Here is a 17,221-nt window from a genome sequence, read left to right on the forward strand (position 1 = left end):
GCGCTGTCGCGACCGCTCGCCTCACCCGCTCCGGGCAGGTCCTCGTCCCGGCGGGGCGCCGGGGTCGAGGTCGTCATCGGGTCGGACCGTCGGTGTCGGTCGGGGTGTCGCCGTCGGCGGGGCCGCCGTCGCCCTGGTCGGTGGCGGCCGGGCCGGGCCGGCCGCCCAGGGAGCCGACCATCGACATCGGCAGGATGGCCCGCCGCTGGAACCGCAGCACCACTCCCCCAGCCTCGAGGTGGATGACCTCGGCCTCGACGGCGCGGATCACGCCGAACATCCCCGAGGTGGTCATCACCTCCTGGCCCGGCTGCAGCTGGCTCTGCGCCTCGTTCACCGAGCGGGCACGCCGCCGCTGGTTGAACATGAGGAACAGCAGGAAGATGATCGGCAGTGCCAGGATGAGCAGCGTGAGGCCGGAGCCCCCCGCGCCCGCAGCGGAGCCGGTCGCCAGTGTCATGGAGTGACCCTTCGAAAGCGTGTCTCGTGGGGCGCCGGGTGCGACGCCGTCGTCCCGCCGCCCGCGCCCAGGCGCGCGGCAGGCACCCGGGGCAGTCTAGGTGAGTCCGCTGGGGCCACCAAAGAGGCCGGTATGCCGTGTCCCCGCCACCCGATCCGCCGCCCTGGCCCATCCCCCGTAGGCTCACCGACCCGGAAAGTCGCGCCATGGCAGGACTTCCACGGTCAGTAGCGCTGCCGGCATACCCACCGACCGGCGAATGCACGCCCCAGCAGGACTTCCACGGTCAGCACCACTGCCGGTATGCCCGCCGACCGGGGAGATCTTGCCCCGGCAGGACTTCCACGGTCAGCACCGCTGCTGGCATACCCGCCGACCGGGGAGATCTTGCCCCGGCAGGACTTCCACGGTCAGTCGCCGAGCGGGAGCGTCTCCGGCGGGTCGTCGTCGGCGCCGAAGCGGCCGCCGGTGCTGCCGGGGACGCCGCCACCGGCGCCGGCGGGCGGGGTGAGGCCCAGGTGGGACCAGGCGGCCGGGCTCGCGGCGCGGCCGCGAGGGGTGCGCACCATGAAGCCCTCGCGCACGAGGTAGGGCTCGGCCACCGTCTCCACGGTGTCCGGCTCCTCGCCCACCGCGACCGCGAGCGTCGACAGCCCCACCGGGCCCCCGCCGAACCGGGTGCAGAGCGCATCGAGGACGGCCCGGTCCAGCCGGTCCAGGCCAAGCTCGTCGACGTCGAAGAGCGCCAGCGCCGCGCGGGCGGCCGGCTCGTCGACGACGTCCTGGCCGTGCACCTGCGCCCAGTCCCGCACCCGCCGGAGCAACCGGTTGGCGATGCGGGGGGTGCCGCGGGAGCGGGAGGCGATCTGGGTGATGCCGGGGTCGTCCGCCTCGATCTCCAGCAGCGCGGCGTTGCGGTGCAGGATCGCCACGAGGTCCTCGGTGGCGTAGTAGTCCAGGTGCCCGGTGAAGCCGAAGCGGTCCCGCAGCGGCGCCGGGAGCAGCCCGGCCCGGGTGGTCGCGCCGACCACGGTGAACGGCGGCAGCTCCAGCGGGATGGCGGTCGCGCCCGGACCCTTGCCGACGATGACGTCGACCCGGAAGTCCTCCATCGCGAGGTAGAGCATCTCCTCGGCCGGCCGCGACATCCGGTGGATCTCGTCGAGGAAGAGCACCTCTCCCTCGACCAGGGACGACAGCACGGCGGCGAGGTCCCCGGCGTGCTGGATGGCCGGGCCGCTGGTGATCCGGATCGGCTGCTCCAGCTCGCCGGCGATGATCATCGCGAGCGTCGTCTTGCCCAGGCCGGGCGGCCCGGACAGCAGCACGTGGTCCGGCGGGCTGCCGCGACGCCGGGCCGCCTCGAGCACGAGCCCGAGCTGGTCGCGCACCCGCCGCTGGCCGGGGAACTCCGCCAGCCGCCGCGGGCGCAGGGCCGCCTCGATCCGCCGCTCCTCGTCGGTCCCGGCGGCATCGACCACCCGCTCGGCCCCGGTGAACGCCTCCTCCGGCACCTCGACCTCGTAGGAGCCGTCCTCGGACGGGCGGTCGTCGTCGGAGGCGTCGTCGCGCCGACCGGCCGCCTCGGTCACCGGCCCAGCTCCCGGAGGGCCGCGCGCAGCAGCGCGGCGACGTCGGCGGGCGCCTCGTCCTTCGTCACGGTGGCGAGTGCGCCGTCGGCCTGCTTGGCCGTCCAGCCGAGACCCTGCAGCGCCTCCCGCACCTGGCTCTGCACGGCGTCGTCCGCGGAGGCGACAGTCCCGGCGGCCCGCTGCGGCAGAGCCGGGTCGACGCCGACCGCCAGGATCTTGTCCTTGAGCTCCAGCACCAGCCGCTCGGCCGACTTCTTGCCGATGCCGGGCACCTTAATCAGCGCGACGAGGTCGCCCTGGGCGATCGCCGCGCGGACGTCGTCGGGCGAGTGGACCGAGAGCATCGCCAGCGCGAGCCGTGGCCCCACGCCGCTGACCGTCTGCACCTGCTCGAAGATCGCCTTGGCGTCCGAGCCGTCGAAGCCGTAGACCGTCAGCGACTCCTCGCGGACGACGAGGGTCGTCTCGAGCGAGACCTCCTGGCCGCTGCTCGCCCCGGCGGCGGTCTCGGGGGTGGTGTGCACGAGCAGCCCCACGCCCCCGACCTCGACGACGAGGTGGTCGAGGCCGACGTGGCGGACCGTGCCGCGGACCGAGGCGATCACCGGGGGTTCCTCCTGCTGCTGGTGGCGGTGGTGACGGTGCTGGTGACGCGACCGCCAGCGCGGGCCGAGGCCCGGGCGGCAGCGGACCGGGCCGCCGTGCGGTGCTCGTCGTGGAGCTGGGCCAGCCGGTTGGGCCGCGCCTTCGCTGCTGCGCGCTCGGCGTCCTTCAAGCGGTCGGAGCCACCGGCCTCACCCTCCAGGCGAGCCTGCGATCCCCCGCGCCACAGGTGGCAGATGGCCAGCGCCAGCGCGTCGGCGGCGTCGGCCGGTCGGGGCGCCTGCTCCAGGGTGAGGATCCGGGTGACCATGCGCGTCACCTGGCCCTTGTCGGCCCGGCCGTTGCCGGTGACCGCGGCCTTGACCTCCGACGGCGTGTGCAGCACGACCGGGAGCCCCAGCCGGGCGGCGGCCAGCAGCGGCAGCGCCGAGGCCTGCGCCACGCCCATGATGCTGCTGTTGCGCGTGCTGGCGAAGACCCGCTCCACGGCTACTGCCTCCGGGCGGGTCCGGGCGAACCACTCGTCCAGCTCGGTCTGCAGGGTGAGCAGCCGCTCCGCCGGGTCGTCGCTCGGCGGTGTCCGCACCACACCGACCTCGACGAGCCGCAGCTGGCGCCCGGGGAGCCCCTCGACCACCCCCAGACCGCACCGGGTCAGGCCGGGGTCGACGCCGAGCACGCGCATTCCGCTCCCGTTCCGAAGGTGTGGACAGATGTTCGGACTCCACGCTACACAGCCTCGTCGCCGGTCCCCGGCCGCGACACACCATCGGAGACAGCGTGGACCTCGCTGCGCTCGGGGTCCTTTCTGCTCCGAGCAGTCAAGCTCGCGCCGCTCGGGACTACTCGGCCTCGTCGAGCTGCGCCAGGACCTCGTCGGAGATGTCGGCGTTGGAGTAGACGTTCTGCACGTCGTCGCAGTCCTCGAGCGCGTCCACGACCCGGATGACCTTCTTGGCGCCGTCGACGTCCAGCGGCACCTGCATGCTCGGCACGAAGGTCACCTCGGCCGAGTCGTAGTCCATGCCCGCCTCCTGCAGCGCGGTGCGCACCGCCACGACGTCACCGGCCTCGGAGATGACCTCGAAGGACTCGCCGAGGTCCTCGACCTCCTCGGCCCCGGACTCCAGCACGATCTCCAGCAGCGCGTCCTCGCCGGTCTCGCCGCTCTCCTGCTCCTTGGGCACCACGACCTGGCCCTTGCGCTCGAAGAGGTAGGCCACCGAGCCGCTGTCGGCCATCGAGCCGCCGTTTCGGGTGAGCGCGGTGCGGACCTCCATGACGGCGCGGTTCTTGTTGTCGGTGAGGCACTCGATGTAGAGCGCGACCCCGCCGGGGGCATACCCCTCGTAGACCAGGGCCTCGTAGCTCGCGCCGCCCGCCTCCGCGCCGGAGCCGCGCTTGACGGCCCGGTCGATGTTGTCGTTGGGGACCGAGCTCTTCTTGGCCTTCTGGATGGCGTCGTAGAGCGTCGGGTTGCCGGTCGGGTCTCCCCCACCCATGCGCGCGGCGACCTCGATGTTCTTGATGAGCTTGGCGAAGAGCTTGCCGCGCTTGGCGTCGATCGCGGCCTTCTTGTGCTTGGTCGTCGCCCACTTGGAGTGACCACTCATCCGGTGTCCTCGCATCCGTCGTCTCGGGGTATGCCGCTCGCACAGGTCCCTCGGGACCTCGACGCGGGCGGCAGGGATCGACGCCCTAGGTTACCCGCATGCCAGGGGACCCTCGTGAGGTGCAGATCCGGGCGCGCACATCGGGGGGATCCGGCCGGACTGGGTGCCGGAGGGCGCCCCCGACCTGCTGCTGATGCAGCTGCCGCCCGGCTGACCCGGGCCCGGGCATACCCCCCGCCTCACTCTTGTCCCACCACCCCCGGGTGCCGCATAGTGAGGGTGGCTCGGGCCGGTCCCTGCTCGACCACCCCACTCGACGAGGAGTCATCGTGCGACGTCACTCCGTCGCAGGGCTCGCGCTCGCACTCGTGGTGTCCCTCACGAGTGCCCCCGCGTCCGCCAGCCCCGCAGCGCCCGAGCCCGACCTCGCGGACCCTGCGTCCGGCAGCTCGCTCCCCTGGGCCCAGCAGGCGCAGGCCGCGCCCGAGCCGGAGAGCGCCGAGGACCTGGGCGAGACCACGGTCGTCACCACCGACGACGTGCTCCCGGCGCCGGTGCCGGGCTCGGAGGTCTACCCGGTGCCCGCCGACGGCAGCTACGACATCACCGGCGGCGGCTACGGCCACCGGATCGGCATGTCGCAGTGGGGGGCCCACGGCGCGGGCCTCGAGGGCCTGTCGCACGAGGAGATCGTCGACTTCTACTACCCCGGCACCCGGCTGGAGACCTGGTCCGCCCAGGACATCTCGGTGGGCATCACCATCGACGGCGACGGGGTCACCCGGGTGGCGCACCGCTCCGGCCTGCGGGTCTCTGCCGCCCCGGGCAGCCGCACCTACGCCCTGCCCTCCGGACGCAGCCAGTGGCGGGTGCGCGCGACGACCTCCTCGGCGACGTCCTGCGTGCTCGAGGGGTATGACGGTTCCACCTGGTCCTCCTGGTGGCCCTCGGGCATGCCCCGCCGCTGCCCGGTCACCTTCTCCTCCTCGCAAGAGGGGACGGTCGACCTCTACCTGCCCGGCGGCAGCTACGGGTCTACCGCGGCGCCCTCACCGCGACCCACCACGGCAGCTCGGCCCTGGCCACCGTCAACCACCTGCCCGAGCAGCACTACCTGCGCTCGGTCGTGGCCGCCGAGATGGGTCCGTCCTTCCACCCCGAGGCGCTGCGGGCGCAGTCCGTGGCCGCGCGCACCTACGCCCGCCGCAGCGCGAGCACCTCCTACTACGACATCTGCGACTCCACCGCGTGCCAGGCCTACCGCGGTCGTGGCGTGCGCCGCGGCGACGGTTCCCTCCTCTCCTACGAGTACTCCGCCAACAACGCCGCCGTCGACGACACCGCCGGTGAGGTGCTGACCTTCGCCTTCCCGCAGCCGGCGGCTGGCGACCACGATGTACTCCGCCTCGACCGGCGGCCAGACCATCGCCGCCGGCAACGGGCACGACTACCTGCGCGCGCAGAAGGACCCCTACGACGCGACGCCCGCCAACCCCCGGCACCGGTGGAGCGCGTCGCTGCCCCGGACCGCGCTGCAGCAGCGCTACGGCATCCATCGCGTCGAGCGGGTCCAGGTGCTCACCCGGGACGGGGTCGGCGCGTGGGGCGGCCGCATCCTCACCGCCCGGGTGGAGGGCTTCACCTCCGGCGGTGCCTACACCTACGCGCACGCCACCGGGACCGGCCTCATGCTCTCCCGCTACTGGCCGACGTGGTCCGAGGGACTGTCATCGGACTACTTCACCTTCGCGGGGGCGGCGCCGACCCCGACGAAACCGGTGCGCCTCAGCGGCACCGACCGCTACGGCACCGCCGCGCGCGTCGCCGAGCAGTGGAGCCCCGGGGTGGGCGTCGTCTACGTCGTCTCCGGGCAGGACTACCCGGACGCGCTGGCGGCGTCGGCCCGCGCCGGGGTCTACGACGCCCCGCTGCTGCTGACCCGCCACGACCGGCTGCCCGGCGCCACCACCCGTGCCCTCGAGCGGCTCCGCCCCGACCGGCTCGTCGTCCTCGGCGGCACCGACGCCGTCTCGGGCGGCGTGCTGCGCGACCTGCGTGGGTATGCCCGCACCGGCCGGGTCGACCGGGTGGCGGGGACCGACCGCTACGGCACCGCCGCCGCGCTCGCGGGCTACTACCCGAGCGGGGTGGACCGGGTGCTGCTGGCCAGCGGTCGGGACTTCCCCGACGCGCTCGCCGGGGCCGCGGTCGCCAACGGGCAGCAGGCACCGCTGCTGCTGACGCGACCGGAAGGTCTGCCGAGCACCACGATCAGCGCGCTGCGGCGCCTGCAGCCGCGCGAGATCGTCGTGCTCGGCGGCGGCGGCGCTGTCACCGACACCGTCGTGCGGCAGGCCCGGCAGTATGCCTCCGGCGGCGTCGTGCGCTGGGCCGGGGACGACCGCTACCGCACCGCGGCCCGGATCGCGGCGACCTTCCCGCGCGGCACCGACCCGGCCTTCGTGGCGCTCGGCACCGACTTCCCGGACGCGCTCGTGGCTGCCGCGCTGGCGGGCCGTCACGACGCACCGCTCGTGCTGACCCCGGGTGACCGCGTCGCGGCCGGCGCCGACCAGGCGCTGAGCCACCTGCGGCCGCGGTCGATGTACGTCCTCGGCGGGACCGGCGGCATCACGAGACCGACGATGGATCGGCTGGCTCGCTACCTGCGCTGAGCGTGCACCATCTGCACGAAGAGCTCGTGCACCCGGTGGTCACCGGTCACCTCGGGGTGGAAGCTGGTCGCGAGGAGGCCACCCTGGCGGACCGCGACGGGATGACCGTCGGTCGCGGCGAGGACCTCCACGCCGTCGCCGATGCGCTCGACCCAGGGCGCGCGGATGAAGACGGCCCGGACCGGGCGCTGCGGGTCGCGCAGCCCGGGGAGGTGCAGGTCGGCCTCGAAGCTGTCGACCTGCCGGCCGAAGGCGTTGCGCCGCACCGCCATGTCGATGCCGCCGAAGGTCTGCTGCTCCCGGTGGCCGTCGAGGATCTCGTCGGCGAGCTGGATCATCCCGGCGCACGAGCCGTAGACGGGCATACCGCCGGCGATCCGGCCACGGATCGGCTCGTGCAGGCCGAAGATGCGGCACAGCCGGTCGATCGTGGTGGACTCCCCGCCGGGGACGACCAGGCCGTCGACCTGCTCGAGCTCGGCCGGGCGCCGCACCGCGCGGGTGTCGGCACCGGCGGACCGGAGCGCGGCGAGGTGCTCGCGCACGTCGCCCTGGACGGCGAGCACGCCGACGGTCACGGAGGTCACGGCCCGCAGTGTAGAGCGGTCGCTGCCCGGTCCTGGCGGGTATACCGAGGTCGTCCCGGAACAAGTCATCAGGGAACGATCCGGCCGACCCGGGAGACTGAGGTGTGTGGAGGCACCGGGCATACCTCGCGCGGTGGGAGGCTGGCCCGGATGAAGGAGGCTGTCGATGGCCGTGACTGACCCGCGCGAGGACCGCGCCGTCCGCGCCCTCCGGGGGCTGCTGGCCGACCTGCCCGAGGTGCCGCCCGCCAGTCCTGCGGGGCGCGAGCGCCGCCGGCCGGTCGGCGCGCTGCTCGTCGCCGCGGTCGTGGCAGCGCTGCTGCTCGTGCTGCCGCTGCTGCTCTCCGGGCCGACGCCCTCGCCCTCCGGCGCGGCCGCACCGGCGACGCTGCCCGACCCGTTCCCTGCCTACGCGCACCTGCCCGCCACCGTGGAGCGCTCCCCGGCGGGCCCGGCGCTCATGGTCTTCACCCACGGCTACGGGGTGGAGTTCATGGACTACCCGCAGGCGATCGCGGTGGGGGCGGACGGCGGAACCTACCGGCGGCTCGACACCGCCGACGACGCGAGCGTGCGAAGCGACCAGGGCGATCCCGGACCCATGCTGCTGTCACCGGACGGGCGCAGCGTCGCGGTCGGTGGGCGCGGCAACGACGGCTACCTCGCCACGGTGTCCCTCGAGGACGGCTCGGTCCGCACCTGGCCGCTGCCCGACGGGCGCTCCACCACTCCCCTGGCGTGGTCGGGCGATGGTCGGTCGGTCTTCGTCGGCCTGGTGGAGGACGACACCCACCGGTACTCCTCCCTGGACGGCGCGCCTCCGCGGGTGGTCGACGACGTGCGTCGGGCCGACCTTGGCGCGCCGAAGGGGACCGAGCCGGTGCGGCTGCCCGAGGTCGCCGCCGCCACGGGCATCGCCCCGCTGCCGCAGGACGGCGGGCTGCTCGTATCCACCGGCTACGGCGCCGAGCTGCGCAGCGCGGACGGTATGCAGGTCGTGGCGACGGGGCTCGACCTGGGGCTGGACCTGGGACCGACGGCCGTCAGCCCGGACGGGCGACGTGTCGTCACGGGGGGCGCCGGGTCCGTGCAGGTCAGCACGCTCGACGGTGAGGCGGTGACGTCGACCGACCCGTTGGACCTGAGCGTGACGACCGACAGGCCTGCCGGTGCGGGACGGACGGCCGAGCCGCTCGGATGGCTCGCGGCCGACCGGATCCTGGTCTCCACCTACGACACCGAGACCGCAGCGCTCCGCCTCCACCTCTGGTCGGTCGACGTCGACTCCGGCGCAGCGCAGGAGCTGCTGGTCGCCGAGCCCGGGTGGACCGGCGCCGCGGTCGGCGAGATCTCCGTCGCCGCCGACCTGCTCGACGGGGCCGAGGTGGGCGATCCCGGCATGGTGGACCGGGGCCGTGTGCTCATGCTGCTGCGCGGCGCGCTGCTGGTGGCGCTGGTCGCCCTCGTGCTGCGGGCGGTGAGGCAGGCCGGTGCGGCGCGACAGGCATACCGGGACGCCTGAACGCCCGGGCTCAGCTCACCAGCCGCGCTCGGCCAGACGGTGCGGCTGCGGGATGTCGTCGACGTTGATGCCGACCATGGCCTCGCCCAGGCCGCGGGAGACCTCCGCGAGCGTGTCGGGGTCGTCGTGGAAGGTGGTCGCCTTGACGATGGCGGCGGCCCGCTGACCGGGGTTGCCCGACTTGAAGATCCCCGAGCCGACGAAGACGCCCTCGGCGCCGAGTTGCATCATCATCGCGGCGTCCGCCGGCGTCGCGATGCCGCCGGCCGTGAAGAGCACGACCGGGAGCTTGCCCTGCTCCGCCACCTCGCGCACCAGGTCGTAGGGCGCCTGCAGCTCCTTCGCCGCGACGTACAACTCGTCCGGCGCCATCGAGGTGAGCCGCGCGATCTCGGCCCGGATCGAGCGCATGTGCGTGGTCGCGTTGGAGACGTCGCCGGTGCCGGCCTCCCCCTTGGACCGGATCATCGCCGCACCCTCGGTGATCCGGCGCAGCGCCTCGCCCAGGTTGGTCGCGCCGCAGACGAAGGGCACGGTGAAGGCCCACTTGTCGATGTGGTTGCTGTAGTCGGCCGGGGTCAGCACCTCGGACTCGTCGACGTAGTCCACCCCGAGGCTCTGCAGCACCTGCGCCTCGACGAAGTGCCCGATGCGGGCCTTGGCCATGACCGGGATGGAGACGGCCTCGATGATGCCGTCGATCATGTCCGGGTCGCTCATCCGCGACACGCCACCCTGCGCGCGGATGTCGGCCGGCACCCGCTCCAGCGCCATGACCGCGACCGCGCCGGCGTCCTCGGCGATCTTCGCCTGCTCGGGGGTGACGACGTCCATGATGACGCCGCCCTTGAGCATGTCGGCCATGCCGCGCTTCACGCGCGTGGTGCCGGTGGTGTGCTGGTTGGGCTCGGACATGCGCGGGTGGCCTCTCGTGCGGTGCGGGTATGCCGTGGCGGGGCCGCACGGGTGGGCCTCGCCGGGGAGGAGGTCAAGTCTACGGCGGGGTGGCGCGGCCACGGGGCCAGGAGGTGCATGGGTGACGCAGGGTGGCCGGCGATGGGGATGCTGCGGGCGGGAGGGCCCCCGCGACACGCTGTGGACAGATGTTCGAGTCTGTCGGTGGCCTCGGGTAGTGTCGGAGACAGGAACCAGATCGAGGGGGTCTGGTCGACCGAGCGCACCGAGGGGGTGGGCGAGATGGCGGCACCGCAGCCGGAGCCGGACGGGGGGAGCACCCACGGGGTCGTGCACTCGCGGGCCGGTACCGTCCAACCCTGCGACTGGAGCACTGCCTCCGAGCAGAGCTCCGGGGCCTCCTCGCCCGCCGCCTGCGCGCCCGGCCTATCTCGGTCGTTGTCCGAGGTGACCGATTGCCGCGACGCACTGATGACGCTGGGCGCCGACGACCTGCGTGCCCTCGACGACGACGCCCGGCTCGCGCTGCTGCGAGCGCTGGAGGAGCTGACCCGGAGCGCGGCGGCGGTGAGCGCCCGGCTGCAGGTCGACTTCCGCGACTCCCAGATGGAGCAGCAGCAGGCTGCCGGCGTGCCCCGCTCGCGACGGGGCAGGGCGGTCGCCGACGAGCTGGCACACGCCCGGATGACCTCCCCCTACTGGGGCTCGCGCGAGCTCTCCAGTGCGCGGGCCCTCGTCGAGGAGATGCCGCAGACCCTCGCCGCGCTCACCGGTGGCCACATCGGCGCGCTGCAGGCGCGTGCCGTCACCGAGGCCACCACCTGTCTCTCGGTGGAGGACCGGGCCGAGGTGGACCGCCGGCTCGCGCCGCGTCTGCCCGGGTCCTCGACCCAGGAGATCACCGGCGCGGCCCGCTCCCTGGTCTACGAGATCGACCCGGCGGCCTATGTCGCGCGGGCCCGCAGGGCGGCGCAGGACCGTGGCGTGTCGGTCCGCCCGGCGCCGGACGTCATGGCACGTCTCAGCGCCCACCTGCCGGCGCACCAGGCCGTAGCGTGCTACGCCGCGCTCCGCACGCACGCCACGGCGGCGCGCGCCAGCGGCGATCCGCGTGGACTCAACCAGCTCATGGCCGACGAGCTGCACCAGCGGCTCACCGGCCGGGCCGTCGTCGACGGCATCGACATCGAGGTCGGGCTGGTCATCACCGACCAGGCGCTGTTCGGCGGGGCGTCGGACGCGGCGGAGCTCGAGGGCTACGGCCCTGTCCCGGCGGAGGTCGCCCGGCAGCTGCTGCGTCCCGAGGACGCGGTCGGCGACGGCAATGGTGATGGCCGAGGCAGTGGTGATCGCGGTGACGGTGTCGATGGCCGAGGCAGTGGTGATCGCGGTGACGGTGTCGATGGCCGAAGCAGCAGTCGTAGCCGTGGCGATCGTGGTGGTGACGGCCGTGACTGTGGCAGCAGCAGTCGTCGTGACGGCGGCAGCGGCCCCGGCGGCAGCTCTGCATCTCAAGAGCTCTGCCCGGAAAGCGGGCGGTGCACGGACGCCTCCTGCGACCTGCTCCACGGGCCACCCATCAGTCCCCCGGCACACCCGGGATTCCCTGCTCCTCCTGCCGCTTCTCCCCCGTCACGTCCTGTCCCTCCCCACGCCACCGACTCGCCGGCCCACGAGTCTCCTGACGCCTCGAGGCCAGATCCGTCCTGCGAACCCGACCGCGACCCCGAGCCGACCGCCGAACGGCGCGAGGCCGTCGTGTGGCTGCGTCGGCTCTGGGTCGACCCGGTGTCCCACGTGCTGGTCGAGCAGGACGCACGGCGGCGCCGGTTCACCGGCGAGCTGCGCCGGTTCGTCATCAGCCGGGACCGGACCTGCCGCAACCGCTGGTGCGGGGCGCCGATCCGCGACGTCGACCACGTCGTCCGGCACTCGGACGGTGGCGCGACGACCGCGGGCAACGGCCGCGGCCTCTGTCACCGGTGCAACCTGGCTCGCGAACGACACCGCCATCACCCGGCTCACGACCACCGCTCGGCACCTCCCCTGCTCCCCTCGCTGGGGGACAGCTCTGCCCGGCCACGAGCCGGGTGAGGGCCCCGGTGTCCCAGGAGCTCGATCAGATCCGACGCCCGTTCCGGGAGTGGGCCCGGACGATGCAGCGACAGGCGCCCTTCTACACCCGGATCGCGCGCCACGTCCTGGATCGTGACGACGTGCTGTCGGTGTTGTTCGCCTGTCCTGTGCCCGAGCAGCGGACCCCGGTGCTCCTCTTCGCGGCGGTGCACGACCTCCTGCTGGAGCACCCCGATCTCCCGCTGGCGCAGTGGTACCCCTCGATCGCCCCGGATCCGCGCGACGACGACCCCGGTCGGGCCTTCGTGGAGACCGTCGTGGCGCACCGGACCCACCTGGAACGCACCGTCGCGACGCGTTCCACGCAGACCAACGAGGTCGGGCGCTGCGCCCTCTTCCTGCCAGTCCTCGCCCGCCTCGCCGACGAGGTCGGGCCGCTCGCCCTCTTGGATATCGGTGCCAGCGCCGGCCTCGTGCTCAACTTCGACCGGTACTCCTACGACTACGACGGACGTGTCGTCCATCCGGTCGACGGCCCGAGCGCTGTCCGGGTGTCGTGCCGCACCGACGGGACGGTCCCGGTCCCGAGGGCGATGCCACCGATCGTCGACAGGCTCGGCCTGGACCAGCACCCCGTCGACGTGGCGAACCCGCTCGCCGCCCGCTGGCTACGAGCCTGCGTGTGGCCTGACCAGCTCGACCGACTGGACCGGCTGGACGGTGCCATCGCCATCGCGCAGCACCAGCCCGTCGAGGTGCGGCGAGGCGATGCGGTTGATGATCTGGCCAGCGCGGTCGACGACCTCGACGGCCACCCGGTCGTGATGAACTCGTGGGTGCTCAACTATCTGACCGCTCGACGTCGGTCCGACTATGTCGAGGCTCTCGACCAGATCGGCGCTGATCGGGGCCTCTCGTGGGTCTTTGCCGAGTCGCCACAGGTCACGCCCGACCTCCCGCACCCGAATGCGGACCACCCCGAGTCGACCCACCTCAACCTGGTCCGGTGGCGCGACGGAGTCCGCGCGGCCGAGTTCCTCGCCGAGTGCCACCCGCACGGCGTGTCCGCCACCTGGCGCCACGACGGGTGACCTAGCTCGCAGGCCAGTGCTCCGCGAGCTGCTCGCGGACGTCCTGCAGGAGCTGAGGCACGGCCTTAGTCTGCGCCACGATCGGCAGGAAGTTGGCGTCGCCCATCCACCGCGGCACGACGTGCTGGTGCAGGTGGGCGGCCACGCCTGCGCCGGCGACCTCGCCCTGGTTCATGCCGATGTTGTAGCCGGCCGGGTTGCTCGCGGCGGTGATCGCGTGGATCGCCTGCCGGGTCAACTCGGTGAACTCCGCGGTCTCCTCGGGCGTCATGTCGACGTAGAGCGAGACGTGCCGGTAGGGGCAGATCAGGAGATGCCCGGGGTTGTAGGGGAAGAGGTTGAGCACGACGTAGCAGTGCTCACCCCGGTGCACGACGAGGCTCTCCGCGTCGTCCTGACCGGGGGCGGCGCAGAACGGACACCCGGAGCCGGCGTCCGGGCTGGGCCGCTCACCACGCACGTAGGCCATCCGGTGCGGGGTCCAGAGCCGTTCGAAGCCGTCCTGCGACCCCGCGAAGGTGATGGCGTCCTCGGGCTCGGGCACGGAGGTCATAGGCCGCAGTCTAGGGACACCGTCGCGGCCCGTCGCGAAAGCCGTCATCGTCCTCTCATCCTCGCCTCACCGCGGCCCGGAGCAGGTGGTCGCCCGGCTCGCGGGCGCGGGCATCCCCTGCCTCAACCCGCTGCCCGGCGTGCGGCTGCTGCGCCGTCCGGAACGGCTGGAGCAGCGCCTCGTGGCCAGGGGTATACCCGTGCCACGGTCCCGGGTCGTGCAGACCTGGGAGCAGGTGCGGGTCGCAGCGGCCGAGGGACCGCTGGTGGTGAAGCGCCGGTCCCGCAGCCGTGGACGGGGCGCGGAGGTGCGCCGCGGCGGTGGCCGACCTCGAGAGGGCACGCATCCGTGCGGGCGACACGTGACCGGCGGGAACACTGGGTGCCCGGCCGGAGTTGGCCAGGTCATGGACGACAGCAGCGCACGGCACGACCTCGACGACGCCGCGATCGGCGACCCGGCGGCATACATGCCGGAGAAGAGCGACTGGGTGGCCACCCAGCTGCGCGACATCGACGCCGCGGGAGACACCGCCGCCGCGACGATCCAGGACCGACCGGTCGTGGTCATCACCATGCGTGGCGCCCGCAGCGGCATGCTCAGGCGGGTCCCGCTGATGCGGGTCGAGCACGAGGGCTCCTACCTCGCCGTCGCGAGCAAGGGCGGGGCGCCCGAGCACCCGGCGTGGTACTACAACGTGGCCAAGAACCCCGACGTCCTGGTCCAGGACGGCACCAGCCAGCAGGCGCTGCGGGCGCGCGAGCTCGGCGAGGGGCCGGAGCGGGACGCGTGGTGGGAGCGCGCGGTGCAGACCTTCCCCAGCTACGCCGACTACCAGGAGAAGACCGACCGGCTCATCCCGGTCTTCATTCTCGAGCCGCTCCGCGGCTGACCCAGCTACGGGCGTCGGACCCGCTCAGGGTTGGGTGGGCAGGCTGACCGAGGTCGCCTGCCGCACCACCGCGCGGACCGCATCCAGGACGGGAGCCGGCAGCGCAACGTCGCCCGCGACCTCGACCCGCTCGTCGCCACGCTCCCGCGCCCAGCCGATGACCTGACGGACCAGGGCCAGACAGACCGCCTCCTCACCGACGGTGTCCGCCGGACCCAGTGCGGAGAGCACGAGCAGCCGCGGAGCACCCGCGAGGTGGGGCAGCATCGTGCGGCGGACCACCGCGACCCCGACGTGCTCGCCGTCGTGCTCGGCGACCCAGGCCGGGAGGTCGTCGGCGCGCCGGTGCCAGGCGCTGGCGAAGGCACGCACGTGCATCGGCTCGCCCGCGTCCGGGTCGGTGCCGGCCCTGACCAGAGCCTGCTTGTGCAGCGCACCGAGCAGCAGCGCCTCGTCGTCGGCGAGCGCGCGCACGCGCACACCCTGCGCGGCCTCCCCCAGTGTCGGCATACCTGCTCCTGCTCCGTCGGGTGAGCCGATCCTAGGTCAGGGGTATGCCGGTGCGCCGGGCGCGGAGCTCAGACCTGCACGCGGTCGCGCACCGCGGTGACGATCCGCTGGACCGCCTCGTCGACGGGGACGGCGTTCTCCTGCGAGCCGTCGCGGAAGCGGAAGGAGACCGCGCCGGCCTCGGCGTCCTCGCCACCGGCGATGAGGATGAACGGAGCCTTGGACCGGCTGGCGTTGCGGATCTTCTTGGGAAAGCGGTCGTCGCCGTGGTCGACCTCCACCCGGATGCCGTGCTCCCGGAGCCTGCCGGCGACGTCGTCGAGGTAGCCGTAGAAGTCCTCCGCCACGGGCACCCCGACGACCTGCACCGGCGCGAGCCAGGGCGGGAGCTGACCGGCGTAGTGCTCGATGAGCACCCCCATGAAGCGCTCGACCGAGCCGAACTTGGCCGAGTGGATCATCACCGGTTGCTGACGGCTCCCGTCCGCGGCGGAGTACTCCAGCCCGAAGCGCTCCGGCTGGTTGAAGTCGTACTGCACCGTCGACATCTGCCAGGTCCGGCCGATCGCGTCCCGGGCCTGCACCGAGATCTTGGGCCCGTAGAAGGCGGCACCACCGGGGTCGGGCACGAGCTCCAGCCCGGAGTCCCGCGCGACCTCCTCGAGCACGGCCGTCGCCTCGGCCCACTGCTCGTCGGTGCCGATGAACTTGTCCTTCTTCTCCCCCACCTCGTCGCGGGTGGACAGCTCCAGGTAGAAGTCGTCCAGGCCGAAGTCGCGCAGCACCCCGAGCACGAAGGTCAGCAGGTGCCGGATCTCGTCCGGCGCCTGCTCGCGGGTGACGTAGGAGTGCGAATCGTCCATCTCCAGGCCGCGCACGCGGGTCAGCCCGTGCACGACCCCGGACTTCTCGTAGCGGTAGACGTGCCCGAACTCGAACAGCCGCAGCGGCAGGTCGCGGTAGGAGCGCTGCTGGCTGCGGTAGATGAGGTTGTGCATGGGGCAGTTCATCGCCTTGAGGAAGTAGCGCTGCCCGTCCTCCTCCATCGGCGGGAACATCGTGTCCTCGTAGTACGGCAGGTGGCCGGAGGTGTGGAACAACCCCTCCTTGGCGACGTGGGGGGTCCCGACGTACTCGAACCCCTCGTCGATGTGCCGCTGGCGCAGGTAGTCCTCCATGACCCGCTTCAGGACGCCGCCCTTGGGGTGGAAGACGGGCAGACCTGCGCCCAGCTCCTCGGGGAAGGAGTAGAGGTCCATCTCCGCGCCCAGGCGGCGGTGGTCACGCTTCTCGGCCTCCGCGAGACGGTCGAGGTAGGCCTTGAGCTCGTCCTTGGACGGCCAGGCGGTGCCGTAGATCCGCTGCAGCTGCGGGTTCTTCTCGCTACCCCGCCAGTAGGCCGCGGCGCTGCGCATGAGCTTGAAGCGTTGCCGATGATCTTGGTGCTCGGCAGGTGCGGGCCGCGGCACAGGTCGCCCCAGACGACCTCGCCGGTCCGGTCGAGGTTGTCGTAGATCGTGAGCTGGCTGCCGCCGACCTCGACGCTCGCGCCCTCGGCGGCGTCCTCGGAGGCGCCACCCTTGAGGCCGATGAGCTCGAGCTTGTAGGGCTCGGCGGCCAGCTCCTCCCGGGCGGCCTCGTCGTCGACCTCGCGCCGGGCGAAGGTCTGCCCGGAGTTGATGATGCGCTGCATCGTCTTCTCGAGGCGCTTGAGGTCGTCGGGGGTGAACGGCTCGGCGACGTCGAAGTCGTAGTAGAACCCGTCGCGCACCGGCGGCCCGATGCCCAGGCGGGCCTCGGGCCACGTCTGCTGCACGGCCTGGGCGAGCACGTGGGCGCACGAGTGGCGCAGCACGTCCAGCCCGTCCGGCTCGGTGACGAGCACCGGCTCCACGACGTCGCCGTCGGCGAGCTCGTGGTGCAGGTCGCGCAGCTCGCCGCCGACCCGCGCGACGACCACCTGACGGTCGTCGCCGACGAGGTCGCCCGCGGTCGTTCCCTGCTCGACCGCTCGCTCGCTGCCTGCGACACTGACGGTGATCTGGGTGGACACGCTGGTGCTCCTCGGAGATGGGGTATGACGTGCGCCGCGCGCGCCCGTCGGTCGCCCAACCCTACCCGCCGGATCGCGG

At 73.1% G+C, this 17,221-nt stretch carries 14 protein-coding genes and 2 pseudogenes; 6 read left to right on the forward strand and 10 right to left on the reverse strand.

What is annotated here, in order from left to right:
* Positions 1–73 precede the first annotated feature (73 nt).
* The 5 genes from BJF80_RS13325 to BJF80_RS13345 all read right to left on the reverse strand — a co-directional run bounded on the left by BJF80_RS13325 (position 74) and on the right by BJF80_RS13345 (position 4,268).
* Positions 74–460 (reverse strand): preprotein translocase subunit YajC, encoded by a 387-nt coding sequence (locus BJF80_RS13325; RefSeq protein ID WP_075814296.1) that lies wholly within the window; start codon positions 458–460, stop codon positions 74–76.
* Positions 461–870: 410 nt separating this feature from the next.
* A complete protein-coding gene (gene ruvB, locus BJF80_RS13330) occupies positions 871–1,974 on the reverse strand; it encodes a Holliday junction branch migration DNA helicase RuvB (RefSeq protein WP_075814388.1) in 1,104 nt (367 codons plus the stop codon).
* A gap of 74 nt (positions 1,975–2,048) precedes the next feature.
* Positions 2,049–2,657: a Holliday junction branch migration protein RuvA gene (gene ruvA / locus BJF80_RS13335; protein ID WP_075814298.1), complete on the reverse strand. Its 609-nt coding sequence runs from the start codon at positions 2,655–2,657 to the stop codon at positions 2,049–2,051.
* The gene (gene ruvC, locus BJF80_RS13340) at positions 2,654–3,340 is read right to left on the reverse strand and encodes a crossover junction endodeoxyribonuclease RuvC (protein WP_075814300.1); all 687 of its coding nucleotides are present in this window, start codon (positions 3,338–3,340) and stop codon (positions 2,654–2,656) included. Before ruvC ends, ruvA begins: the two co-directional genes overlap by 4 nt.
* Before the next feature lie 157 nt (positions 3,341–3,497).
* Entirely contained in the window at positions 3,498–4,268 is a 771-nt protein-coding gene (locus tag BJF80_RS13345) for a YebC/PmpR family DNA-binding transcriptional regulator (RefSeq protein WP_075814302.1), read from the reverse strand.
* Between the two features lie 1,126 nt (positions 4,269–5,394).
* On the opposite strand from BJF80_RS13345, the pseudogene BJF80_RS21650 reads away from it, so the two are divergent.
* Both BJF80_RS21650 and BJF80_RS13360 read left to right on the forward strand, forming a co-directional pair.
* Positions 5,395–5,571, forward strand: a pseudogene (locus BJF80_RS21650) (SpoIID/LytB domain-containing protein); the annotation flags it as partial.
* A 91-nt stretch (positions 5,572–5,662) separates the two neighbouring features.
* Positions 5,663–6,943: a cell wall-binding repeat-containing protein gene (locus tag BJF80_RS13360; RefSeq protein ID WP_075814306.1), complete on the forward strand. Its 1,281-nt coding sequence runs from the start codon at positions 5,663–5,665 to the stop codon at positions 6,941–6,943.
* On the opposite strand, the gene pdxT is transcribed toward BJF80_RS13360, so the two are convergent.
* On the reverse strand, positions 6,931–7,530 hold the full coding sequence (gene pdxT / locus BJF80_RS13365; protein WP_237767618.1) for a pyridoxal 5'-phosphate synthase glutaminase subunit PdxT: 600 nt from the start codon (positions 7,528–7,530) through the stop codon (positions 6,931–6,933). The genes BJF80_RS13360 and pdxT overlap by 13 nt on opposite strands.
* 166 nt (positions 7,531–7,696) lie before the next feature.
* Here pdxT and BJF80_RS13370 point away from each other — a divergent pair, with 166 nt between their 5' ends.
* Entirely contained in the window at positions 7,697–9,052 is a 1,356-nt protein-coding gene (locus tag BJF80_RS13370) for a WD40 repeat domain-containing protein (protein ID WP_075814310.1), read from the forward strand.
* Positions 9,053–9,067: 15 nt separating this feature from the next.
* On the opposite strand, the gene pdxS is transcribed toward BJF80_RS13370, so the two are convergent.
* Entirely contained in the window at positions 9,068–9,967 is a 900-nt protein-coding gene (pdxS, locus tag BJF80_RS13375) for a pyridoxal 5'-phosphate synthase lyase subunit PdxS (protein ID WP_075814312.1), read from the reverse strand.
* A gap of 282 nt (positions 9,968–10,249) precedes the next feature.
* Here pdxS and BJF80_RS13380 point away from each other — a divergent pair, with 282 nt between their 5' ends.
* Both BJF80_RS13380 and BJF80_RS13385 read left to right on the forward strand, forming a co-directional pair.
* A complete protein-coding gene (locus BJF80_RS13380; RefSeq protein WP_143554117.1) occupies positions 10,250–12,061 on the forward strand; it encodes an HNH endonuclease in 1,812 nt (603 codons plus the stop codon).
* Positions 12,062–12,069: 8 nt separating this feature from the next.
* Complete coding sequence (locus BJF80_RS13385) at positions 12,070–13,134, forward strand: DUF2332 domain-containing protein (RefSeq protein ID WP_075814316.1); 1,065 nt, start codon at positions 12,070–12,072, stop codon at positions 13,132–13,134.
* Between the two features lies 1 nt (position 13,135).
* Here BJF80_RS13385 and BJF80_RS13390 read toward each other — a convergent pair whose 3' ends face one another.
* Complete coding sequence (locus BJF80_RS13390) at positions 13,136–13,687, reverse strand: HIT family protein (protein WP_075814318.1); 552 nt, start codon at positions 13,685–13,687, stop codon at positions 13,136–13,138.
* 85 nt (positions 13,688–13,772) lie between these two features.
* On the opposite strand from BJF80_RS13390, the gene BJF80_RS20450 reads away from it, so the two are divergent.
* Positions 13,773–14,579 (forward strand): nitroreductase family deazaflavin-dependent oxidoreductase, encoded by an 807-nt coding sequence (locus BJF80_RS20450; protein ID WP_237767619.1) that lies wholly within the window; start codon positions 13,773–13,775, stop codon positions 14,577–14,579.
* 24 nt (positions 14,580–14,603) lie between these two features.
* Here the strand turns inward: BJF80_RS20450 and BJF80_RS13400 are convergent, their stop codons facing one another.
* Both BJF80_RS13400 and thrS read right to left on the reverse strand, forming a co-directional pair.
* A complete protein-coding gene (locus BJF80_RS13400; RefSeq protein ID WP_075814320.1) occupies positions 14,604–15,089 on the reverse strand; it encodes a GNAT family N-acetyltransferase in 486 nt (161 codons plus the stop codon).
* A 68-nt stretch (positions 15,090–15,157) separates the two neighbouring features.
* A pseudogene (thrS, locus tag BJF80_RS13405) lies at positions 15,158–17,142 on the reverse strand (threonine--tRNA ligase).
* Between the last annotated feature and the right edge of the window lie 79 nt (positions 17,143–17,221).

The organism is Serinicoccus sp. CUA-874 (assembly GCF_001942225.1).
In the GTDB taxonomy this organism is placed as follows: Bacteria; Actinomycetota; Actinomycetes; order Actinomycetales; family Dermatophilaceae; genus Ornithinicoccus; species Ornithinicoccus marinus.